Origin of the sequence: Halomonas sp. NCCP-2165, from assembly GCF_023708045.1 — a bacterium.
Lineage (GTDB): Bacteria > Pseudomonadota > Gammaproteobacteria > Pseudomonadales > Halomonadaceae > Bisbaumannia > Bisbaumannia pacifica.
In genome coordinates this window covers 1-23846 of record NZ_BRCY01000041.1, presented here as the reverse complement: position 1 = coordinate 23846, position 23846 = coordinate 1, and the positions used below count along the sequence as shown (strand labels likewise).

The window sequence follows — 23846 nt, the reverse complement described above, 5'->3', positions numbered from 1 at the left end:
CGACCATGAGGAGTGAGACGGGCATTCTTATGGGTGTTCATCCGGGCCTCCTGGAGGTTGGTTTGGTTCGCACCCCCAGTTTTCCGGGTCGGCTCCGGATGAACAACCTACCGAGAGATCACACCTAGACCGCGTTGGGGAAGTGGCAGGGGTGCCTTGCGCCTCACATACAAGCTGCGATAATGCCAGGCTATCTTGCGACAATTTCCGTTGACCGCGGCGGCCGCACTGGCCGGTGCCAACCAAGCCGAGCCTATGAACCCCAACTATCTTGATTTCGAACAGCCCATTGCCGAGTTGCAGGCGAAGATCGAGGAGCTTCGCCTGGTCGGCAATGACAGCAAGATCAATATCAACGACGAGATCGCCAAGCTCGAAGAGAAGAGCAAGAAGCTCACCGAGTCGATCTTCAAGGATCTCACCCCCTGGCAGGTCTCCCAGCTGTCGCGTCACCCCCAGCGTCCCTACACCCTGGACTACCTGGAGCACGTCTTCACCGATTTCGACGAGCTGCATGGCGATCGTCACTTCGCCGACGATGCCGCCATCGTCGGCGGCATCGCCCGCCTCGACGACAAGCCGGTGATGGTGATCGGCCACCAGAAGGGCCGCGACGTCAAGGAGAAGGTACGCCGCAACTTCGGCATGCCGCGTCCGGAAGGCTACCGCAAGGCATGCCGCCTGATGGAGATGGCCGAGCGCTTCAAGATGCCGGTGCTGACCTTTATCGATACCCCGGGGGCCTACCCGGGCATCGACGCCGAGGAGCGCGGCCAGTCCGAGGCCATCGCCTATAACCTGGCGGTGATGTCGCGGCTCAAGACGCCGATCCTCTCCACCGTGGTGGGCGAGGGCGGCTCCGGCGGGGCCCTGGCCATCGGCGTCTGCGACGAGCTGGCCATGCTGCAGTATGCCACCTACTCGGTGATCTCCCCCGAGGGCTGTGCCTCCATCCTCTGGAAGAGCGCCGAGCGCGCCTCCGATGCGGCCCAGGCCATGGGTATCACCGCCGAGCGCCTCAACGAGCTGGGCTTCGTCGATACCCTGATCAAGGAGCCCCTGGGCGGCGCCCATCGCCACCCGATCACCACCGCCTCGCGGGTCAAGGACGCGCTGCTCGACAGCCTCGACCGGCTCCAGGCCCTGGATACCGAGGCGCTGCTGGAGCGGCGGTATCAGCGGCTGATGAGTTATGGAGCCCCGGCGTAATCTGCCATGTCCCTGCAAGCCCTGATCGATGACGCCCTGGCGGAGACCCCGCCGGGGCGTGTCGTTTGGGTGGCCCTCTCCGGCGGCCTCGACTCCTGCCTGCTGCTGAGCCTGGTGGCCCGGGCCTGTCGCCGTTATCCCCGCCCCCTCCATGCCCTGCATGTGCACCACGGCCTGCAGGCCGCCGCCGATGGCTTCGAGGCCCACTGCCGTCGCCTCTGTTCGCGACTGGGGGTGCCGCTGTTCGTCGAGCGGGTCAGCGTCGAGGCGGAGCATGGCCTGGGGCTGGAGGGGGCCGCCCGGGAGGCCCGCTACGGCGCCTTCGCCGCCCGGGTCGCCCCCGGCGAGACCCTATGGCTGGCCCAGCATCGCGACGATCAGGCCGAGACCCTGCTGCTGGCGGCCCTGCGCGGCGGCGGGGTGCGCGGCCTGGCGGCGATGCCGGCGAGCCGCGACTGGCGAGGCCGAGACCTGCGGCGCCCCCTGCTGGGCGTCTCCCGGGCCGAACTGCGCCGGGCCGCCGAGGGGCTGGGGCTGAGCTGGGTGGAGGATCCCAGCAACGCCGAGACCCATCAGGATCGCAACTACCTGCGCCATGCGGTGATGCCGCGGCTCGAGGCCCGCTGGCCCGGCGCCGCGGCACGGCTGGCGCGCGCCGCGGCCCGGGCCGGTGAGGCGGATGCCCTGCTCGGGGAGCTGGCCGCCGAGCAACTGGCGGCCCTGGGCGCTGATCCGGCACGGCTGCCGGCGGCGGCGCTGGCCGCCCTGTCGCGGCCCCGTCAGCGCCTGCTGGTTCGCCATGCCTGCGAACGACTGGCGCTACCGCTACCGCCGGCGGCCCGCCTGGAGAGCCTGCTGGCGCAACTGGCGGCGCGACGCGATGCCGAGGTTCGGGTCGACTGGCCCGGGGCCGAGGCGCGGCTGTGGCGGGGCGACCTCTATCTGCTGGCGCCGCAACATCCCTTGGCGGGTGACTGGTCCCGGCAATGGACGGGGGCCTCACCGTTGCCCGGCCCCTGGGGGCCGCTGACGCTCACCCTGGAAAGGGAGGGGGGCGAGACACCGGCGCTGCTGGTGCGGCCCCGCCGCGGCGGTGAACGACTGCGCCTGGCCGGCCGCGGGCGTCGCGACCTCAAGCGGCTGCTTCAGGAATGGGGGCTGCCGCCCTGGCGGCGGCAGCGGCTTCTGGTGGTCTGGGCGGCGGGGGAGCCGGTGGCGGTACTGGAGGGCGCCGCGGCACGCTGGCTGGCGGTGGCCGAAGGGTGGCGGGACCCGGGCGCCGCTTAACTCGAGGGCGCTATCGTCAGGGCGAAGCCGGCGCTCTCCTGGTAGGCGACTTCCTGTTCCAGGTCATTGCTGAGCAGGGCTTGCTCCTCCAGCTGGCTGCCCAGCCTCAGGGTCAGGGCCTCCCCGTCGGCGCTCAGCTGGAAGTCCTGGGGGGGGGATTCCGGTCGCGAGTGATTGAGCAGCACCGCCAGGCGCAGTAGCCGTGCCAGGCGCGCGTAGTCGCCCTGCAGCGCCTCCGGCAACAGGGCCAGCTCCTTGGCCGGAAACTTGCGGCGATGGGCGCGGACCAGGAAGGCCAGGGCCTGCTGTTCGGGGCGGGAGAAGCCGGGCAGGTCCCCATGAGCCAGCAGATAGGCGCCGTGGCGGTGGAACTGGCTATGGGAGACGGCCAGGCCGATCTCGTGGAGCTGGGCCGCCCAGCCGAGGAACTCGGCCTGTTCGGTGGTAAAGGCCCAGTCATCATGCAACTGCTCCAGCAGGCGCCGCGCGCAGGCGGTGACATTGTCGGCCTGCTGGGCATCGATGCGATAGCGCTCCCGCAGGTCGGTGAGGGTCGGCAGCCGCGAGTCCTCGGTGGTATGGCGTCCCACCAGGTCGTAGAGCACCCCTTCGCGAAGGGCGCCATCGGTGAAACGCATCTCCTCGAGCCCGAAGGCCTCGAAGACGGCATTGAGGATGGCGATGCCGGCGGGAAAGACCGCGGCGCGATCCGCCTTGAGCCCCTCCATGGCGACCTTGTCGAGGCGCTTGCAACGCAGCAGCCGCTGGCGCAGGGTCGCCAGCCCCTGGCGGGTGATCAGGCCGTCGGGACAGTCGCCGCTGGCCGCCAGCACCGCGGCGGCGGCCTTGATGGTGCCGCTGGAGCCCACCGGGTCGGCCCAGCCCAGCTTGCGATAGTGGCGACGGATATTGGCCAGTTCCGAGAGGGCGGCCAGCTCCGCCCGCCGCATGCGCTTGTCGCTGAGTTCGCCGTCGGGGAAGAAACGGCTGGTATAACTGACGCAGCCCATATGCAGGCTCTCCAGCGCCAGGGGCGCGAAGTCCTCGCCGATAATGAACTCGGTGGAGCCGCCGCCGATATCGACGATCAAACGCCGGCCGTGCACCTCGGCCAGGGCGTGGGCGGCGCCCAGGTAGATCAGGCGTGCCTCCTCGCGACCGGCGACGATCTCGATGGGGTGGCCCAGCAGGGCCTCGGCGCGGCGGATAAACGCCTGGCTGTTATGGGCGGCGCGCAGGGCATTGGTACCCACCACCCGCAACTGCGACTTGGGCGTCTCCTCGAGAAAGGGAGCGAAGCGAGCCAGGCAGGCCAGGGCCCGTTCCATGGCCTCCTCGCTGAGGTGACCGCTGGCATCCAGGCCGGCCGCCAGCTGCACCTTTTCGCCGAGACGCGCCACGACCTGCAGATGATCCTGGTGGTAATTGGCCACCAGCAGATGGAAGCTGTTGGAGCCGAGATCGATGGCGGCGAGTCGCCGGGGGGCGGAGGGCGTCCTGCTCATGGGAGGTCCTTGCATGCGGTTCGGCTCAAGGGTGCGGCGCCTCACGGACCTTGTCAATTGCCGATACTTGCGTTTGCCGGTGAGCTTGACTACCATCGAGGCGTTCGCCTGTTCCGAATGCTTCCCGACCCTGAGTGGCGTCCGCGCCCGGTCAAGCTTCCAAGTCGTCAGACAGCCCGCTGCTTCCCCGTTCATGATGTTGCGCCTCGCCAGCATGAGCCGCTGAATCAGGCGTTCGACAACCCATCATGAACCGCACAGCGCCTCCCTCGACCCCGTGATCGTTCCTGGCTTTCGGGCCTTGTCGATCGAGCCTATCCAACGAGTGGACGCCCCAGGGCCCTGAACGCATCATACGCGGCGCATCGTCACCGCCTCCTGTCGATTCCCGGCGCCTTGCCGTCACGCTGACACGAGCAATTTCTGAACGAACCCATGAACCTTACCGAACTCAAGCAAAAGACCGTCCCCGAGCTGCTGGATATCGCCCGCGAGATGGGCATCGATAACCTGGCCCGGTCGCGCAAGCAGGACATCATCTTCGCCATCCTCAAGAAGCACGCCAAGAGCGGCGAGGATATCTACGGCGATGGCGTGCTGGAGATCCTGCAGGACGGTTTCGGCTTCCTGCGCAGCGCCGACAGCTCCTACCTGGCCGGCCCCGACGACATCTATGTGTCGCCGTCGCAGATTCGTCGCTTCAACCTGCGCAAGGGCGACTCCATCTCCGGCAAGATCCGGCCCCCCAAGGAGGGTGAGCGCTACTTCGCCCTGCTCAAGGTCAGCCAGATCAACTTCGACAAGCCGGAGAACGCCAAGCACAAGATTCTCTTCGAGAACCTCACGCCGCTGTTCCCCCAGGAGCGGCTGCGCATGGAGATCGGCAACGGCTCCACCGAGGATCTTACCGCGCGGATCATCGACCTGACCGCGCCCATCGGCAAGGGCCAGCGTGGCCTGATCGTCTCGCCGCCCAAGGCCGGTAAGACGTTGATGCTGCAGAATATCGCGACGTCCATTACCCGCAACAATCCCGAGTGTCACCTGATCGTGCTGCTGATCGACGAGCGGCCCGAGGAGGTCACCGAGATGTCGCGTACGGTGCGCGGCGAGGTGGTGGCATCCACCTTCGATGAGCCGCCGGCGCGTCACGTCCAGGTCGCCGAGATGGTCATCGAGAAGGCCAAGCGCCTGGTGGAGCACAAGAAGGACGTGGTGATCCTGCTCGACTCCATCACCCGATTGGCGCGGGCCTACAACACCGTGGTGCCCAGCTCCGGCAAGGTGCTCACCGGCGGTGTCGATGCCCATGCCCTGGAGAAGCCCAAGCGCTTCTTCGGCGCGGCGCGGAACATCGAGGAGGGCGGCAGCCTGACCATTATCGCCACGGCGCTGGTGGATACCGGCTCCAAGATGGACGAGGTGATCTTCGAGGAGTTCAAGGGCACCGGTAACATGGAGGCCCATCTGGACCGCAAGCTCGCCGAGCGTCGCGTCTACCCGGCCATCAATATCCGCCGCTCCGGCACCCGTCGCGAGGACCTGCTGGCCTCCGAGGACGAGATGCAGCGCATGTGGATCCTGCGCAAACTGCTCAATCCCATGGAGGACGTGGCGGCCACCGAGTTCCTGATCGACCGCCTGAAGGATACCAAGACGAACCTGGAGTTCTTCGAGGCCATGAAGCGGCGTTAACCGGCGCGGGGCGATACAAAGGCAGGCGCTGAGGGGCGCTGGGGACAGGTCGGAGCAAAGCGTCTTTTTCAGGGGTGAGGAGCATGTCTCCGAACGGGTAGGCCAGGGATGGCGTACCCCGGCCCTGCAAGCGGAGCAGGATGCGAGAGCGCCGCAGGAAAAAGTCGAGCGCCCAGGGAAGGGTCTACAGCGTCTTTGCGGAGTGCCTGTCCCCAGCAAAGCCCCGGGGCTTGGTCACGGCCATATGGCGGCCCTGACTCGATAGAATCAGCAGTAACGCCCAGGGGCAGCATGTTATGCTGCCCCTTTGCCGTTTAGCCATAGGGAATAACCCTGTGAAATACAAGGATTTGCGGGACTTTATCGCGGCCCTGGAGGCCCAGGGCGAGTTGCAGCGGATCGGCGCCGAGGTGGATCCCTACCTGGAGGTCACCGAGATCTGCGATCGCACCCTGCGGGCCGGCGGCCCGGCGCTGCTGTTCGAGAACGTCAAGGGCCACGACATGCCGCTGCTGGGCAACCTCTTCGGCACTCCGCGCCGGGTGGCGCTGGGCATGGGGGAGGACTCCGTGGCGGCGCTCGGCGAGGTGGGCAAGCTGCTCGCCTACCTCAAGGAGCCGGACCCGCCCAAGGGGCTCAAGGACGCCTGGGAGAAGCTGCCGATCTTCAAGCAGGTACTGAGCATGGGCCCCAAGGTGGTCGGCAAGGCCCCGGTGCAGGAAGTGGTACTGGAGGGGGATGCCGTCGACCTGGATCGGCTGCCCATCCAGCACTGCTGGCCCGGCGATGCCGCGCCCCTGGTCACCTGGGCCCTGGTGGTCACCAAGGGGCCCCACAAGAAGCGCCAGAACCTGGGGATCTATCGCCAGCAGAAGCTCGGCCGCAACCGGTTGATCATGCGCTGGCTCTCCCATCGCGGCGGGGCCCTGGATTTCCAGGAGTTCCAGCAGGCCCACCCCGGCGAGCCCTTCCCGGTGGCGGTGGCGCTCGGCGCCGACCCGGCCACCATCCTGGGGGCCGTGACCCCGGTGCCGGATAGCCTCTCCGAGTACGCCTTCGCCGGGCTGTTGCGTGGCTCGCGCACCGAGCTGGTCAAGTGCGGCCACGCCGACCTGCAGGTGCCGGCCTCCGCCGAGATCATCCTCGAGGGCTTTATTTATCCCGAGGACATGGCCCCGGAGGGCCCCTATGGCGATCACACCGGCTACTACAACGAGGTGGAATCCTTCCCGGTCTTCACCGTGACCCGCATGACGATGCGCCGCGACGCCATCTACCACTCCACCTACACCGGGCGTCCGCCGGACGAACCGGCGATCCTGGGGCTGGCCCTCAACGAGGTCTTCGTGCCCATCCTGCGCAAGCAGTTCCCGGAGATCGTCGACTTCTACCTGCCCCCGGAGGGCTGCTCCTACCGCATGGCGGTGGTGACCATGAAGAAGCAGTATCCGGGTCATGCCAAGCGGGTGATGATGGGGGTGTGGAGCTTCCTGCGCCAGTTCATGTACACCAAGTTCGTGATCGTGCTGGACGACGACGTGGACGCCCGCGACTGGGAAGACGTGATCTGGGCCATCACCACCCGCATGGACCCGGCCCGGGATACCCTGCTGGTAGAAAACACCCCCATCGACTACCTGGATTTCGCCTCGCCGGTGGCGGGGCTCGGCTCCAAGATGGGCATGGATGCCACCAACAAATGGCCCGGCGAGACCGACCGCGAGTGGGGCACCCCCATCGTGATGGATGAAGCCATCAAGGCCCGGGTCGACGCCCGCTGGGACGAGCTGGGCATCGAACTGCCGGCGACCAACCACAAGAGGACATCATGACGGCCAGGACAGTAACCTGCCATGTCGCGGCGGTAGAGGATCTCACCCCCGACGTTTTCCGCGTGACCCTGGAGGGGCGGCCCGAGGCGCTGTCCCATGCCCCGGGGCAGTACCTGGAGCTGCAGCTGGAAGAGGACACCTGGGTGCCTTTCTCCATCGCCAACGCCCATGTCGATGACGGCATCCTGGAGCTGCATATCCAGCACTGGCCGGAGCGCAGCAACTCGGCGCGACTGCGCGAGATGATGCAGCACGCCGCCCAGTTGACCCTGCGGCTTCCCAGTGGCGATTGTGTCCTCGACCGCGACAGCCGGCGTCCCCTGACGCTGATCGCCGCCGGCACCGGCTTCGCCCAGATGAAGGCCATCCTGGAGGCGGCCTTCGCGGCCCACGAGCGCCCCATCCAGCTATGGTGGGCGGTGCGCGAGCGTCGTGATCTCTACCTGGAGAGCCTGGCTCGGGAGTGGGCCGAGCACTATCCCCACTTCCGTTTTCACGGGGTGATGGAGGTGGCGCCGGAGGAGCCCTTCGACGGCGAGCGCATCCAGGCCCATGTGGGCCGCATCGACGCCGCCCTGCGTCAGGGCCTGGGCTCGGTGGCCGGTCACGACGTCTACCTCTCCGGCTCGCCGGGCATGGTCTATGCCTGCCTGGACGCCTTGGCACCCCTGGGGCTGGAGGCGCCGCGAGTCTTCTCCGATGTCTTCGCCTATGCCCCCCGGGAGCCGCTGCTGCCGAGCCGCGAGGCCTCGTCGTGAGTGCCTCGCCGGTATTGATCACCGGCGGCGCCCAACGCCTGGGGCGCCACTGCGCCGAGCGCCTGCTCGACGATGGTCACCCGGTGATCATCAGCTATCGCCGCGAGCGCCCGGAGCTCGACGAGCTGCGTCGCCGCGGCGTGGTGACCCTGGCGGCGGATTTCGCCAGCGAGGCGGGCATCCTCGACTTTATCGCCCGCCTCAAGGCCGAGACGAGGTCGCTGCGCGCCATCGTGCATAACGCCAGCGACTGGGCGCCGGACACCGCCGGGGACGAGGCGGGGGCCAACTTCGAACGGCTGTTCCGGGTGCATATGCAGGCGCCCTATCTAATCAATCTACATTGCCGCGAACTGCTGGAGGCGTGCAGCGAGCCCCAGCGGGATATCGTGCATATGACCGACTATGTGGTGCGCAAGGGCTCGAAGAAGCATGCCGCCTATGCCGCGAGCAAGGCCGGCCTCGATAACCTGACCCTGTCGTTCGCCGCCCTGTATGCCCCGCGGATCCAGGTCAATGCCATCGCCCCGGCCTTGATCATGCTCAATGAGGGGGACGACGCGGCCTATGCCGAGAAGGCCAGGGCCAAGTCGGCGATGGGGATGGTTCCGGGGCCCGGGGTGATCTATCAGAGCCTGCGCTATCTGCTCGATAATCGCTACGTGACCGGGGTGACCCTGCCGGTGGATGGCGGTCGTCACCTGCGTTGAGGGCCGCCTCCTCGGGGCGGCTAGACTGAAGACACATTCGTTGATTCAAGGAGCAAGACGATGGCTCATGATCCCAATTTCAAGGACGATACCGGCGTGTTGCTGGTCGTCATCGGCCTGGTGGTCTTCCTCGGCATGACGGCGCTGCCCGGCACCATGGCCCTGGTACGCCTCTTCGGCTAATGGGCCGTGCCCCGGCCGGGGGTTGCCAAGCGGCCTGGGCCGTGTAGGATGTAACGAAGATTCCCATTCGCGACGGAGCCCCCGATGCCCCACCGTAGCCTGCCTGCCCCGCTGTCTCTCACCGCCTCCGGCGGCGAGTGCGTGCTGGGCGCCGGCTGGCGCGGTTATGGCTATTGGTTTAGCGCCGGCGTGCCGGTGGCCGGGCGCTGAGCCCAGCCACCAGGCGCGCCCCGCAGAGGGTTGCCGCCAGCGAATCGAACCCCCGGACGGCAACCCCGCCCGGGGGTTCTGCGTTCTGGGAACCACATAGACAGCCAACTGACAGGAGTCAGCCGATGTTCGACCGCGATCCCTACGCCGCCCTTCGCCCCGCCTCCCTGGCCTATTACGGTTATGGTGGCTGGCGATTTAGCGGCGCTCGGTCGGCATCAGCTGCCACCTCCGGCCGGGTGATTCTGGGTGGCCACGCCAACCGATGCCATGACCGGAGTCCATTACGATGAATGCCCACCTTGCCCTTGCCGAGCAACCCCAGGCCCCCATGACCGAGTCGCTCGAACGGCCCCTGCCGAGTCCCGCCCAGCTACGCCAGCGCCTGCCCCTGGATGCCGACCAGCGGGCCCGTGTCGCCGCCCAGCGCGAGGCCATCCAGGCCATCCTCGAGGGGCGTGACGATCGCCTGCTGGTGGTGGTGGGGCCCTGCTCCATCCATGACCCCAAGGCGGCCCTGGAGTACGCCCGGCGCCTGGTGCCACTGGCCGAGGCCGTCGCCGATCGTCTGCTGGTGGTGATGCGGGTCTATGTGGAGAAGCCCCGCACCACGGTGGGCTGGAAGGGCCTGGCCTATGATCCGCACCTGGACGGCAGCGACGACATGCCCCGGGGGCTGGCGCTCTCCCGGGAGCTGATGCGCGAGATCGTCGACCTGGGCCTGCCGGTGGCCACCGAGCTGCTGCAGCCGATGATCGCCCCCTACCTGGAGGACCTGCTGGCCTGGGCCGCCATCGGCGCCCGTACCACCGAATCGCAGATCCATCGCGAGCTGGCCAGCGGCCTGGGCGCCGTCGTGGGCTTCAAGAACGGCACCGACGGCGGCACCCAGGTGGCCATCGACGCCATCCAGGCCGCCGCCCGTTCCCACCATCACTTCGCCCTCGGCGCCGAGGGGCAGCCGGTGATGCGTACCACCCCGGGAAACGCCCATACCCATCTGGTGCTGCGCGGCGGCCACGGTGAGCCCAACTATCAGGCGCCTCACGTGGCCAAGGCGCGCCGGGCGCTGAGCGAGGCGGGGCTGACTCCGCGGCTGATGGTGGATTGCAGCCACGCCAACTCGCGCAAGGATCATCGCCGTCAGGGCGAGGTGCTGCTGGAGGTGCTGGCCCAGCGCCTGGCCGGCGAGACGGCGCTGTGTGGGGTGATGCTCGAGAGCCATCTCCACGAGGGCAAGCAGCCGCTCAAGCCCGGGGCATTACGCTACGGTGTCTCGGTGACCGATGCCTGCCTGGGCTGGGAGAGCACCGAGCATCTGCTGCAATTGGCGGCTCGGCGGCTGCGCTGAATTTACCCGCGGGCGGTATCACGGGATAATCGCCAGCCATCCCGTGATGCCCAGGACCTTATGCCGATGATGTTCCGCTTCGAGACCCATGACCCCGAGACCTATCGCCGCAAGGCGCGCCTGATCAGCCTGGCCATGGCGGGCCAGCTGCTGGTCTTCGGGCTGCTCTTCTCCCAGTTGCTGGTGTATGCCTTCGGCTCCAGCATCTGGCTCAATGCCCTGGGCGTGCTGCTGGGGCTGGTCGCCACCAGCCTGATCTTCGCCGCCCTCAAGGAGCGGCCCTGGATGAGCGAGGTGCGCTATGTGTGGCAGCTCAAGGGGAGTCTCTCCCAGGTCAGCGGTTACCTGGGCGCGCTGCGCGAGGCGGTGGAGCAGGGCAACAACTCGGCGCTGCATCTGCTGACCTTCTACCACCAGGGCATGGCCCAGCTCGCGGAGCTCAACGGCCGCACCCTGGACGACGACGGCGAGCTCCTGGCGGAGCGCTTGAAAGTACGCCAGCACCGCGCCGAGCGCGGCCTGCCGGAGCGCGTGGAGGGCTTCGACCCTCAGGACCTGCAGGCCTTTAAAAAGTCCTGACTAAGCGGCTAGCAATATCCCACGTAGCCGCGGGCTTGCCGGCTCGCTCCTCTCCAGGACGAAACCCTGACGCTACGCTCGCGACTGACGCGTCGGGCCGGACCGAGGTCCCTCTCGCCGGCCCTAGATACGACATCCCTGTCGATCCCCGCTAGTCGCTCGCTTCTCGTCAGCGTCCTGGCGACGTCGCTGCGCCGGCCTGCCCGGCTTGTCCCGCTGAGCGGAGTGTGGCGGTACCGAATACCCTGCGCCTTTGCTATGCCTTGGCGGCATAGGCGTAGAGCAGGGTCTCCTGGGCGCTGATCGGTGCCGCCTCGCCGGGGTGCTGCTTGAGGTAGCTGCCGTCGGGCTGCAGCAGCCAACTCTGGCAGTTATCCACCAGATAGGTCTCCAGGTCCTTGCGTATCCTGGCGGCCAGTTTCTTGTCGCGCAGCGGGAAGCAGGTCTCCACCCGGTGGAACATGTTGCGGGTCATGAAGTCGGCGCTGGAGCCCCAGACCTCGCCCTGACCGTCGTTATGGAAATAGAAGACCCGGGTATGCTCCAGGAAGCGGCCGACGATGGAGCGCACGCGAATGTTCTCCGAGATGCCCGGCACCCCCGGGCGCAGGCAGCACTGGCCGCGGATGATCAGGTCGCACTCCACCCCCGCCTTGGAGGCCCGATAGAGGGCGCGGATCAGCTTGGGCTCGGTCAGCGAGTTGCACTTGATGATCAGGTGGGCGCGGCGCCCCTGACGGGCGTGCTCCGCCTCCCGGTCGATCATCGCCACCAGCCCCTCGTGGAGGGTGAAGGGGGCATGCAGCAGGGCCTCGATGCGTCGCTGCTTGCCCATCCCCGAGAGCTGCTGGAAGAGCTGGAAGACGTCCTCGCAGAGCACCGGGTCGGCGGTGAACAGGCTGTAGTCGGTGTAGAGGCGTGCCGTCTTGGTGTGATAGTTGCCGGTGCCCAGGTGGGCATAGTAGCGCAGCCCGCCCCGTTCGCGGCGCACGATATGCAGCAGCTTGGCGTGGGTCTTGTAGGCCATCACCCCGTAGATGACGATGGCCCCGGCCTCCTGCAGCTTGGCCGCCAGGGCCAGATTGTCCGCCTCGTCGAAGCGCGCCCGCAGCTCGATCACCACCGTGACCTCCTTGCCGCCCCGGGCCGCCTCCACCAGGGCGCCGACGATCGGCGAGTCGGCGCCGGTGCGATAGAGGGTCTGCTTGATGGCCAGCACCTCCGGGTCCCGGGCCGCCTCCGCCAGCAGGTCCTCCACCGGGGCGAAGGACTGGAAGGGGTGATGGAGCAGGATATCGCCGCCGGCGATGGCATCGAAGAGGCTGCCGCCCCGGCTCAGCGCCTTGGGCAGGCCCGGGGTGAAGGGGCGGTAGACCAGCTCGGGACGCGCCACGTCGTCGATCACCGCCATCATGCGGGTCAGGTTGACCGGGCCGTTGACCCGGTAGAGGTCGCTCTCCTCCAGCTCGAACTGCTTGAGCAGGAAGTCGGCCAGCTCCCCCGGGCAGTTGTCGGCCACCTCCAGGCGCACGCCGCTGCCGTAGCGCCTGGCCAGCAGCTCGCCGCGCAGTGCCGAGGCCAGGTCGGAGACCGCCTCCGGGTCCACGGAGAGGTCGGCATTGCGGGTCAGGCGGAACTGGTAGCAGCCCTTGACCCGCATGCCGGGGAAGACCTCGCCGGCATGGGCGTGGATCATCGAGGAGAGGAAGACATACTCCTTGATGCCCTCCGCGCAGAGCGATTCGGGCAGGCCGATCAGGCGCGGCAGCGAGCGTGGTGCGGGGAGGATGGCCAGGCCCCCCTCGCGGCCGAAGGCGTCCTTGCCCTCCAGCTCGACGATAAAGTTGAGGCTCTTGTTGACCAGCCGCGGGAAGGGGTGGGACGGGTCGAGACCGATGGGGCTGATCACCGGCTGGATGCGCGACTCGAAATATTCCCTGATCCAGGCCGACTGTTCGTCGCTCCAGGCCTCCCGGCGCCGGAAGCGGATGCCTTCCTCCTCCAGGGCCGGCAGCAGCAGTTCGTTGAGGATGCGGTACTGGCGCTCCACCTGCTCATGGGCCAGGCGCGAGATCTCGGTGAGTAGCTGGGGCACCGGCAGGCCGTCGGCGCCACTCTCGTCGCGGCCCAGGGCCAGGCTGTGCTTGAAGCCGGCGACGCGAATCTCGAAGAACTCATCCAGATTGAAGGAGAAGATCAGCAGGAAGCGCAGGCGATCCAGCAGCGGGTGCGCCGGATCCAGGGCCTGCTCCAGGACCCGGATATTGAACTCCAGGTGGGAAAGCTCGCGGTTGATATACAGGGCCGGGTCGTCCAGGGCCGCCTCCGGGGCCGGCAGCGGCTTGGCCTTGATGCCGGGACGGTGGCGGTTGAGGCGCAGTTCCCCGGTGGGCTCCCCGCGCTGGGGAGCCTGGGTGCTAGGCGAGGTTTGAGGGCCGTGCAGCGTCGTCATCCGTGTCTCCTCGGGTGATGACGGAGCCCGGCCCCGTCATCAGGCGTTGTTGAGCAGTCGCGCCGCCCGCTTGGCGAAGTAGGTCAGCACCCCATCGGCGCCGGCGCGCTTGAAGCAGAGCAGTGACTCCAGGATCACCCGGTCGGCATCCAGCCAGCCGTTGTCGAAGGCCGCCATATGCATGGCGTACTCCCCGCTCACCTGATAGGCGAAGGTCGGGACCCGGAGCTCCTCCTTGACCCGGCGCACCACGTCCAGGTAGGGCATGCCGGGCTTGATCATCACCATGTCGGCGCCCTCGGCCAGGTCGAGGGCCACCTCGTGGAGGGCCTCGTCGCCGTTGGCCGGATCCATCTGATAGGTGGTCTTGTCGGCACGGCCCAGGTTGGCGGCGGAGCCCACGGCATCCCGGAAGGGACCGTAGTAGTTGGACGCGTACTTGGCGCTATAGGCCATGATCCGCGTATTGACCAACTGCTCCTGCTCCAGCACCTGGCGAATGGCGCCGATGCGACCATCCATCATGTCCGAGGGGGCCACCACGTCGGCGCCGGCCTCGGCGTGGGAGAGGGCCTGCTTGAGCAGGGTCTCCACGGTGCGGTCGTTGTGGACATAGCCGTCCGCGTCGAGAATGCCGTCCTGCCCATGGCTGGTGTAGGGGTCGAGGGCCACGTCGGTGATGATGCCCAGTCCCGGCACGGCGGCCTTGAGGGCGCGCACGCTGCGTTGTACCAGGCCCGAGGCGTTATAGGACTCCTCGGCCAGCTCGCTCTTCAGCTCGGCATCCACCACCGGAAAGAGCGCCAGGGCGGGAATGCCCAGCCCATGCGCCTCCCTGGCCTCCTCGATCAGCAGGTCCAGGGATAGCCGCTCGACCCCCGGCATGGAGGGCACCGCCTCGCGGCGGTTCTCGCCTTCCAGCACGAAGACCGGCCAGATCAGGTCGGCGGGGGTCAGCACGTTTTCACGCATCAGGCGGCGCGAGAAGTCATCCTTGCGCATGCGCCGCAGGCGCGCCGCGGGGAACTGGCGAGACGTCATCAGGCTCAAGGTCATTCTCCGGTCGAGGCCGCCCCGTCGTCCGACTATCGCCCATGGCGATGACAGTTCGGTGACAGCGGCGGGAGGGATCGATGGGCCCCGGGGGGGCATGGGAAGGCAGTATATCAGGGCGGCCCGAACCTCGGCAGGCGCCGCTTGTCGCACCCCGAGCGAGCCTCTAGAGTAAGGTCTCCACTGTTTCCCTGGGGCCCGCGGGGCGGGCCGAATGCGAGGAGTCGAAGATGACCAAGAAGGTAGCGGTGATTCTGGCCGGGTGCGGCGTTCAGGACGGCGCCGAGATCTACGAGACGACCCTGACCCTGCTGCGCCTGGATCAGCGAGGCATCGAGTATCGCTGTTTCGCCCCGGATATCGCCCAACGGGAGGTGATCGATCATTACCGCGGCGAGGCGCCGGAGGGCGAGACCCGCAACGTCCTGGTGGAGGCCGCGCGCCTGGCCCGGGGCGAGGTCAGCCCCCTGGCCGAGCTCGATGCCGAGGCCTTCGACGGCCTGGTGCTGCCGGGTGGCTTCGGGGTGGCCAAGAACCTCTGCGACTTCGCCCTGGCCGGCTCCGACATGGAGGTGCTGGCGCAGCTGCGCGACGCCGTGGTGCCCTTCCATGAGGCGCGCAAGCCCATCGGCCTGATGTGCATCGCCCCGGTGCTGGTGCCCAAGCTGCTGGGCAGTGGCATCGCCGTGACCATCGGCAACGACCCGGGGGTGGCCGGTGCCATCAGCAGCATGGGCGGCCTGCATCGCAGCTGCGCGGTGGACGATATCGTCGTCGACCACGAGAACCGGGTGGTGACCACCCCGGCCTATATGCTGGCCAGTCGCATCAGCGAGGCGGGGGAGGGCATCTTCAAGCTGGTGGACAAGCTGGACGAGCTGATGGCCTAACCGGCGAAATCGCTCGCCTTCCTTGCCTGGAGTCCAGGCGGTTGGTTGGCAATAAAACACCGCCGCCGTGGCAACCCGCGGCGGCGGTGTTTTTATGGTGACAAGTGCCTTAGGAGCGGTCGTCGCCGGTGCTTTCGCCCGACTTCTCGCTCGCTTCGTCGGCGGCCTCGGCTTCCGACCTGGCGCGTCGCTGGCGGGCCAGGCGACCGAACAGCAGGCCCACCTCGTAGAGCAGGTACATGGGCACCGCCAGCAGGCTCTGGGAGATCACGTCCGGAGGTGTCAGCAGCATGCCGATCACGAAGCAGCCGAGGAAGATATAGGGGCGCTTCTTGGACAGGCTCTCCACCGTGGTGGCGCCGGAGGCGATCAGCAGGAAGGTGGCGATGGGGATCTCGAAGGCCACCCCGAAGGCGAAGAACAGCTTGAGGACGAAGTTGAGGTAGGCGTTGATATCGGTCATCACCGTCACGCCATCCGGCCCGGTCTGGGTAAAGAACTGGAACAGCAGCGGAAAGACCACGTAATAGGCGAAGGCGGCGCCGGCGTAGAAGAGCAGCACGCTGGAGGCCAGCAGCGGTATGGCCAGGGCCTTCTCGTTGTCGTAGAGGCCCGGGGCGACGAAGGCCCAGGCCTGGTGCAGCACATAGGGAATGGCGGCGAAGACCGCCACCACCAGGGTCAGCTTGAAGGGGGCGAGGAAGGGCGAAGCCACCTCGGTGGCGATCATCTGGGAGCCTTCCGGCAATAGCGCCATCAACGGCTGGGCCACGAAGGTATAGATGTCGTTGGAGAAGGCGTAGAGGCCGAGGAAGATCACCAGGATCGCCAGCACCGCCCGCATCAGCCGCGAACGCAGCTCGATCAGGTGTTCGATCAGCGGGGCCTGGGCGAGGTCCTTGGGGTCGGGAGTCTGGCTCATGGGGCGGAGGAATCCTTGGCGCGGGAGGTGGCACTGTCCTGGGGGGCGGCGGGCGTCTCCTCGGCGGCACTGGCGCGGCCGCCCTTGCGCGCCAGGGCATCATCCAGGCGCTCCAGGGGGCCGCTCCCCTCCCGACGCTCGCCCTCCCCGGGGGGCGAGGCCGGGTCGCCTTCTGCCGGGGGCTTCGAGGAGGACGAGGCGGCAGAGGGGCGGGTCGGTTCGGCCACGCCTTCGACGCCGCGCCGGGCCTGATTCAGGCTCTCGTCGAGCTTCTTCTGCTGCTCGTTGAGCTTCTGGCGCAGTTCCTCCGCCTCCAGTTGGGCACTGATCTCGCGTTGCATGCCGGAGACGGTACGCTTGATCTTGCCGATCCACAGACCCAGGGTGCGGGCGGCCTTGGGCAGGCGTTCGGGGCCCAGCACCAACAGGCCCACCACGCCGATCAGCAGCAGCTCGAGGAAGCCGATATCGAACATGGCGGTCTACTTGCGCTCTTCCGATTCCTCGGACTTCTGCTCGGCCTTGACGTCATAGGTGTTGCCCTGGTCATCGTGGCGCACCTGGGCCTGGCCGGCCTCTTCTTCTTTCTTCTTCTCTTCCTCGTTCATGGCGCTCTTGAAGCCCTTGACGGCGCCGCCCAGGTCGGTGCCCACGTTGCGCAGCTTCTTGGTGCCGAAGATCAGGATGATAATGCCGAGTACGATGAGCAGCTGCCAGATACTGATACCGCCTAACATAGTGTCTCTCCTTCAGGGGGCCGGCTCGTCGGGAGCCTGACCCGCATTGTCATTGCCGGGCGGCCTTCTCGTCCAGCCCGGACATGCCGAAGCGGCGTGCCAGCTCCTCCAGCACCGCCCGATGCGAGATATCGAGATGCGATAGCATCACCAGGCTATGAAACCACAGGTCGGCGGTTTCGGCGACCAGGGCGTGGCGCTCGGCCTCGCCGCCGGCCTCGGCGTCCTTGGCGGCGAGCAGGGCTTCGGTGGCCTCCTCGCCGACCTTCTCGAGGATCTTGTTGAGCCCCTTGTGATGCAGCGAGGCCACATAGGAGCTCTGGGGGTCGGCATGGCGGCGCTCGTCCAGCACCGCTTCGAGTCGTTCGAGGATATCGCTCATCGATGACACTCCAGGGTCAAGGGTCGGAATCAGTGCCAGGCCAGCAGCAGGGCGCCCAGCGCCGCGGCGGCAAGCACCGGCCAGGGCTGCTGCCCGGCCCAGGCCAGCAGCGGCTGCCAGGCCAGGGCCAGGGCCAGCAGCAGTACGCCGAAGCGCAGGCGGCGGGCGCCCCGGGCGGCATGCTTGAGATGGCGGCGCATGCCGGCCAGGGCATCGCTCTGGCGGCGGCGCTGCTGGCGCTCCGCCTCCACCTGGGTCAGGGCCTGGTGGGCCAGTACCGGCAGCTCCGGCAACTGCCGGGTCAGTTCCGGTGCCTGGCGCTTGAGCGACTCCAGGAAGCCGCGGGGGCCGGCGCGCTCCTTCATCCAGCGCTCCAGGTAGGGCTTGGCGGTGCTCCACAGGTCCAGGTCCGGATAGAGCTGGCGCCCCAGGCCCTCGATATTGAGCAGGGTCTTCTGCAGCAGCACCAGTTGCGGCTGGACCTCCATATTGAAGCGTCGGGCGGTCTGGAAGAGCCCCAGCAGCACCTGGCCGAAGGAGATGTCCTTGAGGGGCTTCTCGAGGATCGGCTCGCACACCGCGCGGATGGCGGCGGCGAACTCGTTGGCCCGGGTGCCCTCGCCGACCCAGCCCGACTCGATATGCAGGGCCGCCACCTCATAGTAGTCCTGGTGGAAGAAGGCCAGCAGGTTGCGGGCCAGGTAGTCCTGGTCCTCGCGGGTCAGGCTGCCGACGATGCCGCAGTCGATGGCGATGTACTGGGGATCCTGGGGCTTGTCCTCGGCGACGAAGATATTCCCCGGGTGCATGTCGGCGTGAAAGAAGTTGTCGCGGAAGACCTGGGTGAAGAAGATCTCCACGCCCCGCTCGGCGAGCTTCTTGAGGTCGGTGCCCCGGGCCTCCAGGGCCGCCAGGTCGGCCACCGGGGTGCCGTGAATGCGCTCCTGGACCATGACCCCGCGGCGGGTCAGCGGCCAGTGGATGGCCGGCACGTAGAGCAGCGGCGACTGCTTGAAGTTGCGCTTGAGCTGGGAGGTGTTGGCGGCCTCCTTGTGCAGGTCGAGCTCGTCGAAGAGGGTCGCCTCGTAGTCGCGGACCACCTCCACGGGACGCAGGCGCCGCGCCTCGGGGACCAGGGTGAGCAGCCGTGCCACCCGGTAGAGCAGCGCCATGTCCTGGCGCATCACCCGTTCGATGCCGGGGCGGATGATCTTGACCACCACGGCCTCGCCGCTGTGCAGGGTGGCGGCATGCACCTGGGCGATGGAGGCGGAGGCCAGGGGGGTGCTGTCGAAGCGGGCGAAGGCCTCGGTCAGGCCCATTTCCAGCTCTTCCTCGACTCGTGCCACCGCGGCCTCGCCGGGGAAGGGCGGCACCTGGTCCTGGAGGCGGCGCAGCTCGTCGGCGATATCCGCGGGCAGCAGGTCGCGGCGGGTGGAGAGCATCTGGCCGAACTTGACGAAGATCGGGCCCAGGGCCTCCAGGGCCAGGCGCAGGCGTTCGCTGCGCGCGCGCGGGCCGATGGGGACCAGGCGCAGCGGCGAGAGCAGCAACAGCAGGCGCAGCGGCAGGGGCAGGCGGTCGAGGGGAATCAGGGTGTCCAGGCGGTAGCGGGTGACCACCCAGAAGATGCGTACCAGGCGCAGGGTCATGGGCCGGGCTCCTCGAGGGCCTGGGCCAGGCGTCGCAGGCGGGCCAGTCGCGCCTCGAGGCGATCGGCGGCCACTTCCAGGTCGGTGAGGTGGTCGCGCAACACCTCCAGCTGGCGTCGCGCCGGCAGCAGGCGGATCTCTTCGCTGAGGTATTCGCTGAGGTCGCTGCGCAGCTCGTGATGGCTGCGCAGGCCCCAGCGGGTCAGGCGGCGGAGCCCCTCGGCGAGGCTATGGGCCGGCACGTCGCCTAGCCAGTCGGCCAGCTCCGCCTCCCAGTCCAGGTCGAGGTCGAGCAGCAGGTCGCGGGCCTGCTCCAGCAGTGACACGCGGCCGCGTACCGCCAGCTTGCCCTGGAACATCAGCCGCTCGACGGATTCGCCGCCGAGCAGGGTGCCGAGGGTCTCGGCATCCAGCTCGACGATGGCATCGGCGTCATGCTCCTCGCATGCCTCGGCCCGCAGCAGCATCAGGCCTCGGTCATGGAAATGCACCAGCAGCGCCAGGGCGGGGCGCTCCAGGCGCAGCAGCAGGCGACCGCCATTCAGGCGGGCGAGGCGCCCCGGGGCCGCGGGGTCCCGGGCCAGCAGGGCGTTAAGCGTGGATTCGAGGGCGGCCAGCAGCATGGGTCAGAGCTTGATCCCGCGGTGCAGGGCGACGATGCCGCCGGTGAGGTTGGTGTATTCGACCCGCTCGAGGCCCGCGGTTTCCATCATGCCCTTGAGGGTCTCCTGATCCGGGTGCATGCGGATCGACTCGGCCAGGTAGCGGTAGCTGTCCGGGTCCTTGGCCACCAGCTCGCCCATCTTGGGCAGCAGGCGGAAGGAGTATTCGTCGTAGACCTTGGAGAGCAGGGCGCTGGGGGGCTTGGAGAACTCCAGCACCAGCAGGCGGCCGCCGGGCTTGAGCACCCGGGTCATGGAGCGCAGGGCGGCGTCCTTGTCGGTGACGTTGCGCAGGCCGAAGGCGATGGTGATGCAGTCGAAGCTGTTGTCCGGGAAGGGCAGGCACTCGGCGTTGGCCTGGACATACTCGACGTTGCCGCCGACGCCGCCGTCGAGCAGCTTGTCACGGCCCACGTTGAGCATGGAGGCGTTGATATCGGCCAGCACCACCTTGCCCCGGGGGCCCACCAGGCGCGAGAACCTGAGGGTCAGGTCGCCGGTGCCGCCGGCGATATCCAGCACCCGGTGGCCGGGACGCACGCCGGCCCGCTCGATGGTCAGGCGCTTCCAGAGGCGGTGGATGCCCAGCGACATCAGGTCGTTCATCAGGTCGTAGCGCGCGGCGACCGAGTGGAAGACATCGGCGACCCGGGAGGCCTTCTCCTCGACGGGGACATCCTGGAAGCCGAAGTGGGTGGTGCGCTTGTCCATGAACCCTTCCTAGCGAGCAGTCGAGTGATTGCGGCGGATCGCCACGGCAGGCGCTATTGTAGCCGGCTTGGCGCGGCCTTGTCTGCGCCGCGGGGTCGCATGGCGAAGGGAAGCCTAGAGCTGCTTGATCTGGATGCCCAGGGGCTCCCGGGAGGCGCCGGCGGCCTCCAGGCGCTCCAGGTAGTCCCGCCAGTAGCGGGCCTGGTGCTCGGCCAGGTCGAGCAGGTATTCCCAGGTGTAGAGGCCGCTGTCGTGGCCGTCGTCGAAGTGCAGCTTGAGGGCGTAGCGGCCGGCCTGGGTGATATTGGCCAGGCCCACGTCCTTCTTGCCGACCTGCAGCACGGCGTCGTCGCCGCCGTGGCCGCGCACCTCGGCGGAGGGGGAGTAGACCCGCAGGTACTCGATGGGCAGCCGGAAGCTGCGCCCGTCGGCGTAGTCGAGGGCAAGCTCGCGGTGCGTCTTGTGGTAGTGCACTCGGGTCGGAACAGGGGCGGGCATAAGCACCTCCGGTGAGCTTGAAGCCGGAAGCTTGAAGCCGGAAGAGACCCACCGCCGCCGCAAGCGAAGGTGGTGAATCGCTTGTGGCGGTGGTGTGGCCAACCCTCCCGGCTGCAGGCCGATTTTTCTTCAAGCTTACAGCTTATAGCTTCCAGCTCTCGCATCGAAGCCAATGGACTTGCTGATTGGCGCAGGCCTCACAGAATGTAACGGGACAGATCCTCGTCCATGGCCAGCTCGCCGAGCTGGGAGTCGACATAGGCGGCGTCGATGACCAGCGGGCCCTGGAGATCGCCGCCCTGGTAGGAGGCCTCCTCCAGCAGGCGTTCCATCACCGTGTGCAGGCGGCGGGCGCCGATGTTCTCGGTGCCTTCGTTGACCCGCCAGGCGATCTCGGCGATGCGCTCGATGCCGTCCTGGGTGAACTCCACCGTCAGGCCCTCGGTGGCCAGCAGCGCCTGGTACTGCTTGGTCAGCGCCGCGGAGGGTTCGGTGAGGATGCGCTTGAAGTCGTCCGGGGTCAGGGCGTTGAGCTCGACGCGGATCGGCAGGCGGCCCTGCAGCTCGGGGATCAGGTCCGAGGGCTTGGCGAGGTGGAAGGCGCCGGAGGCGATAAAGAGGATATGGTCGGTCTTCACCATGCCGTACTTGGTGGAGACGCTGGAGCCCTCGATCAGCGGCAGCAGGTCACGCTGCACGCCTTCCCGGGAGACCTCGCCGCCGCTGGACTGACCGCTGCCCTTGGCAACCTTGTCGATCTCGTCGAGGAAGACGATGCCGTGCTGCTCCACCGCCTCGATGGCGCGGCTCTTGATCTCCTCCTCGTTGACCAGCTTGGCGGCCTCCTCGTCGCGCAGCAGCTGCCAGGCGTCCTTGACCTTGACCCGCTGGGTCTCGGTCTTCTGCTTGCCGAGGTTGGCGAAGAGTCCCTGCAACTGCTGGGTCATCTCCTCCATGCCCGGCGGGGTCATGATATCCACCCCCTGCGCCTGGGGCGTGATCTGGATATCGATCTCCTTGTCGTCCAGCTGTCCCTCGCGGAGCTTCTTGCGGAAGACCTGGCGGGTCGAGCTGTCCTGGCGCGGGGCGTCCTCCTGGCCCCGCGGCGGCGGCAGCAGGGCGTCGAGGATGCGATCCTCGGCGGCGTCCTCGGCGCGGTGGCCGACCTCTTCCTTGGCCTGTTCGCGGACCAGCTTGATGGCGGCCTCGGTGAGATCGCGGACGATCGACTCCACGTCACGGCCGACATAGCCGACCTCGGTGAACTTGGTGGCCTCGACCTTGATAAAGGGGGCCCTGGCCAGCTTGGCCAGGCGCCGGGCGATCTCGGTCTTGCCCACCCCGGTGGGGCCGATCATCAGGATGTTCTTGGGAGTCACCTCGGGGCGCAGCTCGTCGTCGAGCTGCATGCGCCGCCAGCGGTTGCGCAGGGCGATGGCCACGGCGCGCTTGGCGTCCTGCTGGCCGATGATGTACTGGTCCAGGGCGTGGACGATCTCGCGGGGGGTCATCTGGGTCATGGGGACGGCCTCAGAGCTCTTCGAGAGTGACGTGGTGATTGGTGAAGACGCAGATGTCGCCGGCGATCTCCAGGGACTTCTCGGTGATTTCCCGGGCGCCGAGCTCGGTATTCTCGAGCAGGGCGCGGGCCGCGGCGAGGGCGAAGTTGCCGCCGGAGCCGATGGCGATGATGCCGCGCTCCGGCTCCACCACGTCGCCGTTGCCGGTAATGATCAGCGAGGCGCTCTTGTCGGCCACGGCGAGCAGGGCCTCCAGGCGGCGCAGGGCGCGGTCGGTGCGCCAGTCCTTGGCCAGTTCCACGGCGGCCTTGGTCAGGTGTCCCTGATGTTTCTCGAGCTGGGCCTCGAAGCGCTCGAAGAGGGTGAAGGCGTCGGCGGTGCCGCCGGCGAAGCCGGCCAGGACCTGGCCGCGATAGAGGCGACGTACCTTGCTGGCATTGCCCTTCATCACGGTGTTGCCGAGGGAGACCTGGCCATCGCCGGCCAGGGCCACCTGGTCACCGCGGCGCACGGATACGATCGTGGTCATGGAGGGGGTGACTCCGTAACGGGGAGCCGGGGCTCCCGATGACTTTCGGCGCCCGACCGGGCGCCGTGTGTAGGCTTTCAGGGGAGGTGTGGGCGATGGGGCCCGAATTCAAGCGCTCCGAGCGCTGCCAGCGCGTTCCGGGCTCAGTTCTGCAGGCGAATCAGCAGCGGCTCGATGCCCTGGGTGACCATCAGGTCCTGGGCGCGATTGAGCTCCCGGGCGTCCTCGTAGGGGCCCACCTGGACCCGGTGCCAGGCGTTGCCGTCGCTGCCCGCGACCTCGCTGATGCGGGCCACCAGGCCGAAGTCCCGCAGCCGTCCCGCCAGGCGCTGGGCGTCGTCGACCTCGCGGAAGGAGGCGGCCTGGAGCATATAGCGATGGGGCGTGCCGGCATCGGTGGGGGCGGGGCTCGAGGCCTGTTCGTCGGCGGCCAGGTTGGCGGCGATCACCCGGGCGATGGGGTCCTCGTCGGCGGGTGCCGGCTCGCTGGCGGGGGCGCGCGACTCCTCGGGCTGGGGG

25 protein-coding genes are annotated in these 23846 nt (G+C 67.9%); 11 read left to right on the top strand and 14 right to left on the bottom strand.

The window, feature by feature from the left end; genetic code table 11:
* Positions 1-255 precede the first annotated feature (255 nt).
* On the top strand, positions 256-1209 hold the full coding sequence (gene accA, locus NFU04_RS15405) for an acetyl-CoA carboxylase carboxyl transferase subunit alpha (protein ID WP_251310304.1): 954 nt from the start codon (positions 256-258) through the stop codon (positions 1207-1209).
* A 6-nt stretch (positions 1210-1215) separates the two neighbouring features.
* Positions 1216-2496: a tRNA lysidine(34) synthetase TilS gene (gene tilS, locus NFU04_RS15400; protein ID WP_251310303.1), complete on the top strand. Its 1281-nt coding sequence runs from the start codon at positions 1216-1218 to the stop codon at positions 2494-2496.
* Here tilS and ppx read toward each other — a convergent pair.
* Complete coding sequence (gene ppx / locus NFU04_RS15395; RefSeq protein WP_251310302.1) at positions 2493-4001, bottom strand: exopolyphosphatase; 1509 nt, start codon at positions 3999-4001, stop codon at positions 2493-2495. The genes tilS and ppx overlap by 4 nt on opposite strands.
* 435 nt (positions 4002-4436) lie before the next feature.
* On the opposite strand from ppx, the gene rho reads away from it, so the two are divergent.
* From rho to NFU04_RS15365, 8 genes are all read left to right on the top strand, one after another.
* On the top strand, positions 4437-5696 hold the full coding sequence (gene rho / locus NFU04_RS15390; RefSeq protein ID WP_146803937.1) for a transcription termination factor Rho: 1260 nt from the start codon (positions 4437-4439) through the stop codon (positions 5694-5696).
* Positions 5697-6031: 335 nt separating this feature from the next.
* Positions 6032-7528: a 4-hydroxy-3-polyprenylbenzoate decarboxylase gene (gene ubiD / locus NFU04_RS15385; RefSeq protein ID WP_251310301.1), complete on the top strand. Its 1497-nt coding sequence runs from the start codon at positions 6032-6034 to the stop codon at positions 7526-7528.
* Positions 7525-8286, top strand: coding sequence for an NAD(P)H-flavin reductase (locus NFU04_RS15380; protein WP_251310300.1), 762 nt, complete (start codon positions 7525-7527; stop codon positions 8284-8286). Before ubiD ends, NFU04_RS15380 begins: the two co-directional genes overlap by 4 nt.
* Positions 8283-8996: a dihydromonapterin reductase gene (folM, locus tag NFU04_RS15375; protein WP_251310299.1), complete on the top strand. Its 714-nt coding sequence runs from the start codon at positions 8283-8285 to the stop codon at positions 8994-8996. The genes NFU04_RS15380 and folM overlap by 4 nt, the downstream gene beginning before the upstream one ends.
* A gap of 60 nt (positions 8997-9056) precedes the next feature.
* A complete protein-coding gene (locus NFU04_RS16430) occupies positions 9057-9179 on the top strand; it encodes a hypothetical protein (RefSeq protein WP_285835166.1) in 123 nt (40 codons plus the stop codon).
* Positions 9180-9263: 84 nt separating this feature from the next.
* Entirely contained in the window at positions 9264-9389 is a 126-nt protein-coding gene (locus NFU04_RS16425) for a hypothetical protein (protein WP_285835165.1), read from the top strand.
* Between the two features lie 289 nt (positions 9390-9678).
* Positions 9679-10740 (top strand): 3-deoxy-7-phosphoheptulonate synthase, encoded by a 1062-nt coding sequence (locus NFU04_RS15370; RefSeq protein WP_251310298.1) that lies wholly within the window; start codon positions 9679-9681, stop codon positions 10738-10740.
* A gap of 66 nt (positions 10741-10806) precedes the next feature.
* Complete coding sequence (locus tag NFU04_RS15365) at positions 10807-11319, top strand: DUF3087 family protein (protein WP_251310305.1); 513 nt, start codon at positions 10807-10809, stop codon at positions 11317-11319.
* Between the two features lie 256 nt (positions 11320-11575).
* Here the strand turns inward: NFU04_RS15365 and ppk1 are convergent, their stop codons facing one another.
* Together ppk1 and hemB are read right to left on the bottom strand one after the other, a co-directional pair.
* On the bottom strand, positions 11576-13771 hold the full coding sequence (gene ppk1, locus NFU04_RS15360; RefSeq protein ID WP_251310297.1) for a polyphosphate kinase 1: 2196 nt from the start codon (positions 13769-13771) through the stop codon (positions 11576-11578).
* 39 nt (positions 13772-13810) lie between these two features.
* Complete coding sequence (gene hemB / locus NFU04_RS15355; RefSeq protein ID WP_459382096.1) at positions 13811-14812, bottom strand: porphobilinogen synthase; 1002 nt, start codon at positions 14810-14812, stop codon at positions 13811-13813.
* Positions 14813-15054: 242 nt separating this feature from the next.
* Between hemB and elbB the strand changes: the two genes are divergently transcribed.
* Entirely contained in the window at positions 15055-15714 is a 660-nt protein-coding gene (gene elbB / locus NFU04_RS15350; protein WP_251310295.1) for an isoprenoid biosynthesis glyoxalase ElbB, read from the top strand.
* 109 nt (positions 15715-15823) lie between these two features.
* On the opposite strand, the gene tatC is transcribed toward elbB, so the two are convergent.
* From tatC to NFU04_RS15295, 11 genes are all read right to left on the bottom strand, one after another.
* A complete protein-coding gene (gene tatC, locus NFU04_RS15345) occupies positions 15824-16636 on the bottom strand; it encodes a twin-arginine translocase subunit TatC (RefSeq protein WP_251310294.1) in 813 nt (270 codons plus the stop codon).
* On the bottom strand, positions 16633-17112 hold the full coding sequence (gene tatB, locus NFU04_RS15340; RefSeq protein WP_251310293.1) for a Sec-independent protein translocase protein TatB: 480 nt from the start codon (positions 17110-17112) through the stop codon (positions 16633-16635). The genes tatC and tatB overlap by 4 nt, the downstream gene beginning before the upstream one ends.
* Before the next feature lie 6 nt (positions 17113-17118).
* A complete protein-coding gene (gene tatA, locus NFU04_RS15335) occupies positions 17119-17373 on the bottom strand; it encodes a Sec-independent protein translocase subunit TatA (protein WP_251310292.1) in 255 nt (84 codons plus the stop codon).
* Between the two features lie 49 nt (positions 17374-17422).
* Positions 17423-17755, bottom strand: coding sequence for a phosphoribosyl-ATP diphosphatase (locus NFU04_RS15330; RefSeq protein ID WP_251310291.1), 333 nt, complete (start codon positions 17753-17755; stop codon positions 17423-17425).
* Positions 17756-17784: 29 nt separating this feature from the next.
* The gene (gene ubiB, locus NFU04_RS15325; RefSeq protein ID WP_251310290.1) at positions 17785-19407 is read right to left on the bottom strand and encodes a ubiquinone biosynthesis regulatory protein kinase UbiB; all 1623 of its coding nucleotides are present in this window, start codon (positions 19405-19407) and stop codon (positions 17785-17787) included.
* Complete coding sequence (locus tag NFU04_RS15320; protein ID WP_251310289.1) at positions 19404-20030, bottom strand: ubiquinone biosynthesis accessory factor UbiJ; 627 nt, start codon at positions 20028-20030, stop codon at positions 19404-19406. Before NFU04_RS15320 ends, ubiB begins: the two co-directional genes overlap by 4 nt.
* Positions 20031-20033: 3 nt before the next feature.
* Positions 20034-20780 (bottom strand): bifunctional demethylmenaquinone methyltransferase/2-methoxy-6-polyprenyl-1,4-benzoquinol methylase UbiE, encoded by a 747-nt coding sequence (gene ubiE, locus NFU04_RS15315; RefSeq protein ID WP_251310288.1) that lies wholly within the window; start codon positions 20778-20780, stop codon positions 20034-20036.
* 114 nt (positions 20781-20894) lie between these two features.
* Entirely contained in the window at positions 20895-21278 is a 384-nt protein-coding gene (locus NFU04_RS15310; protein ID WP_251310287.1) for a gamma-butyrobetaine hydroxylase family protein, read from the bottom strand.
* Positions 21279-21475: 197 nt separating this feature from the next.
* Positions 21476-22798 carry an ATP-dependent protease ATPase subunit HslU gene (hslU, locus tag NFU04_RS15305; RefSeq protein WP_251310286.1) on the bottom strand — a complete coding sequence of 441 codons (1323 nt, stop codon included), beginning with the start codon at positions 22796-22798 and terminating at the stop codon, positions 21476-21478.
* 10 nt (positions 22799-22808) lie between these two features.
* Positions 22809-23327: an ATP-dependent protease subunit HslV gene (gene hslV, locus NFU04_RS15300; protein WP_251310285.1), complete on the bottom strand. Its 519-nt coding sequence runs from the start codon at positions 23325-23327 to the stop codon at positions 22809-22811.
* Between the two features lie 143 nt (positions 23328-23470).
* The coding region (locus tag NFU04_RS15295) for an SPOR domain-containing protein (protein ID WP_251310284.1) at positions 23471-23846 on the bottom strand (376 nt) is incomplete at its 5' end.

What these genes read in the sequence shown, in the direction of transcription:
- accA (WP_251310304.1), top strand. Translation starts at nt 256, where the DNA reads ATGAACCCCAACTATCTTGATTTCGAACAGCCCATTGCCGAGTTGCAG.
- tilS (WP_251310303.1), top strand. Translation starts at nt 1,216, where the DNA reads ATGTCCCTGCAAGCCCTGATCGATGACGCCCTGGCGGAGACCCCGCCG.
- ppx (WP_251310302.1), bottom strand. Translation starts at nt 4,001, where the DNA reads ATGAGCAGGACGCCCTCCGCCCCCCGGCGACTCGCCGCCATCGATCTC.
- rho (WP_146803937.1), top strand. Translation starts at nt 4,437, where the DNA reads ATGAACCTTACCGAACTCAAGCAAAAGACCGTCCCCGAGCTGCTGGAT.
- NFU04_RS15380 (WP_251310300.1), top strand. Translation starts at nt 7,525, where the DNA reads ATGACGGCCAGGACAGTAACCTGCCATGTCGCGGCGGTAGAGGATCTC.
- NFU04_RS16430 (WP_285835166.1), top strand. Translation starts at nt 9,057, where the DNA reads ATGGCTCATGATCCCAATTTCAAGGACGATACCGGCGTGTTGCTGGTC.
- NFU04_RS16425 (WP_285835165.1), top strand. Translation starts at nt 9,264, where the DNA reads ATGCCCCACCGTAGCCTGCCTGCCCCGCTGTCTCTCACCGCCTCCGGC.
- NFU04_RS15370 (WP_251310298.1), top strand. Translation starts at nt 9,679, where the DNA reads ATGAATGCCCACCTTGCCCTTGCCGAGCAACCCCAGGCCCCCATGACC.
- NFU04_RS15365 (WP_251310305.1), top strand. Translation starts at nt 10,807, where the DNA reads ATGATGTTCCGCTTCGAGACCCATGACCCCGAGACCTATCGCCGCAAG.
- ppk1 (WP_251310297.1), bottom strand. Translation starts at nt 13,771, where the DNA reads ATGACGACGCTGCACGGCCCTCAAACCTCGCCTAGCACCCAGGCTCCC.
- hemB (WP_459382096.1), bottom strand. Translation starts at nt 14,812, where the DNA reads ATGACGTCTCGCCAGTTCCCCGCGGCGCGCCTGCGGCGCATGCGCAAG.
- elbB (WP_251310295.1), top strand. Translation starts at nt 15,055, where the DNA reads ATGACCAAGAAGGTAGCGGTGATTCTGGCCGGGTGCGGCGTTCAGGAC.
- tatC (WP_251310294.1), bottom strand. Translation starts at nt 16,636, where the DNA reads ATGAGCCAGACTCCCGACCCCAAGGACCTCGCCCAGGCCCCGCTGATC.
- tatB (WP_251310293.1), bottom strand. Translation starts at nt 17,112, where the DNA reads ATGTTCGATATCGGCTTCCTCGAGCTGCTGCTGATCGGCGTGGTGGGC.
- tatA (WP_251310292.1), bottom strand. Translation starts at nt 17,373, where the DNA reads ATGTTAGGCGGTATCAGTATCTGGCAGCTGCTCATCGTACTCGGCATT.
- NFU04_RS15330 (WP_251310291.1), bottom strand. Translation starts at nt 17,755, where the DNA reads ATGAGCGATATCCTCGAACGACTCGAAGCGGTGCTGGACGAGCGCCGC.
- ubiB (WP_251310290.1), bottom strand. Translation starts at nt 19,407, where the DNA reads ATGACCCTGCGCCTGGTACGCATCTTCTGGGTGGTCACCCGCTACCGC.
- NFU04_RS15320 (WP_251310289.1), bottom strand. Translation starts at nt 20,030, where the DNA reads ATGCTGCTGGCCGCCCTCGAATCCACGCTTAACGCCCTGCTGGCCCGG.
- ubiE (WP_251310288.1), bottom strand. Translation starts at nt 20,780, where the DNA reads ATGGACAAGCGCACCACCCACTTCGGCTTCCAGGATGTCCCCGTCGAG.
- NFU04_RS15310 (WP_251310287.1), bottom strand. Translation starts at nt 21,278, where the DNA reads ATGCCCGCCCCTGTTCCGACCCGAGTGCACTACCACAAGACGCACCGC.
- hslU (WP_251310286.1), bottom strand. Translation starts at nt 22,798, where the DNA reads ATGACCCAGATGACCCCCCGCGAGATCGTCCACGCCCTGGACCAGTAC.
- hslV (WP_251310285.1), bottom strand. Translation starts at nt 23,327, where the DNA reads ATGACCACGATCGTATCCGTGCGCCGCGGTGACCAGGTGGCCCTGGCC.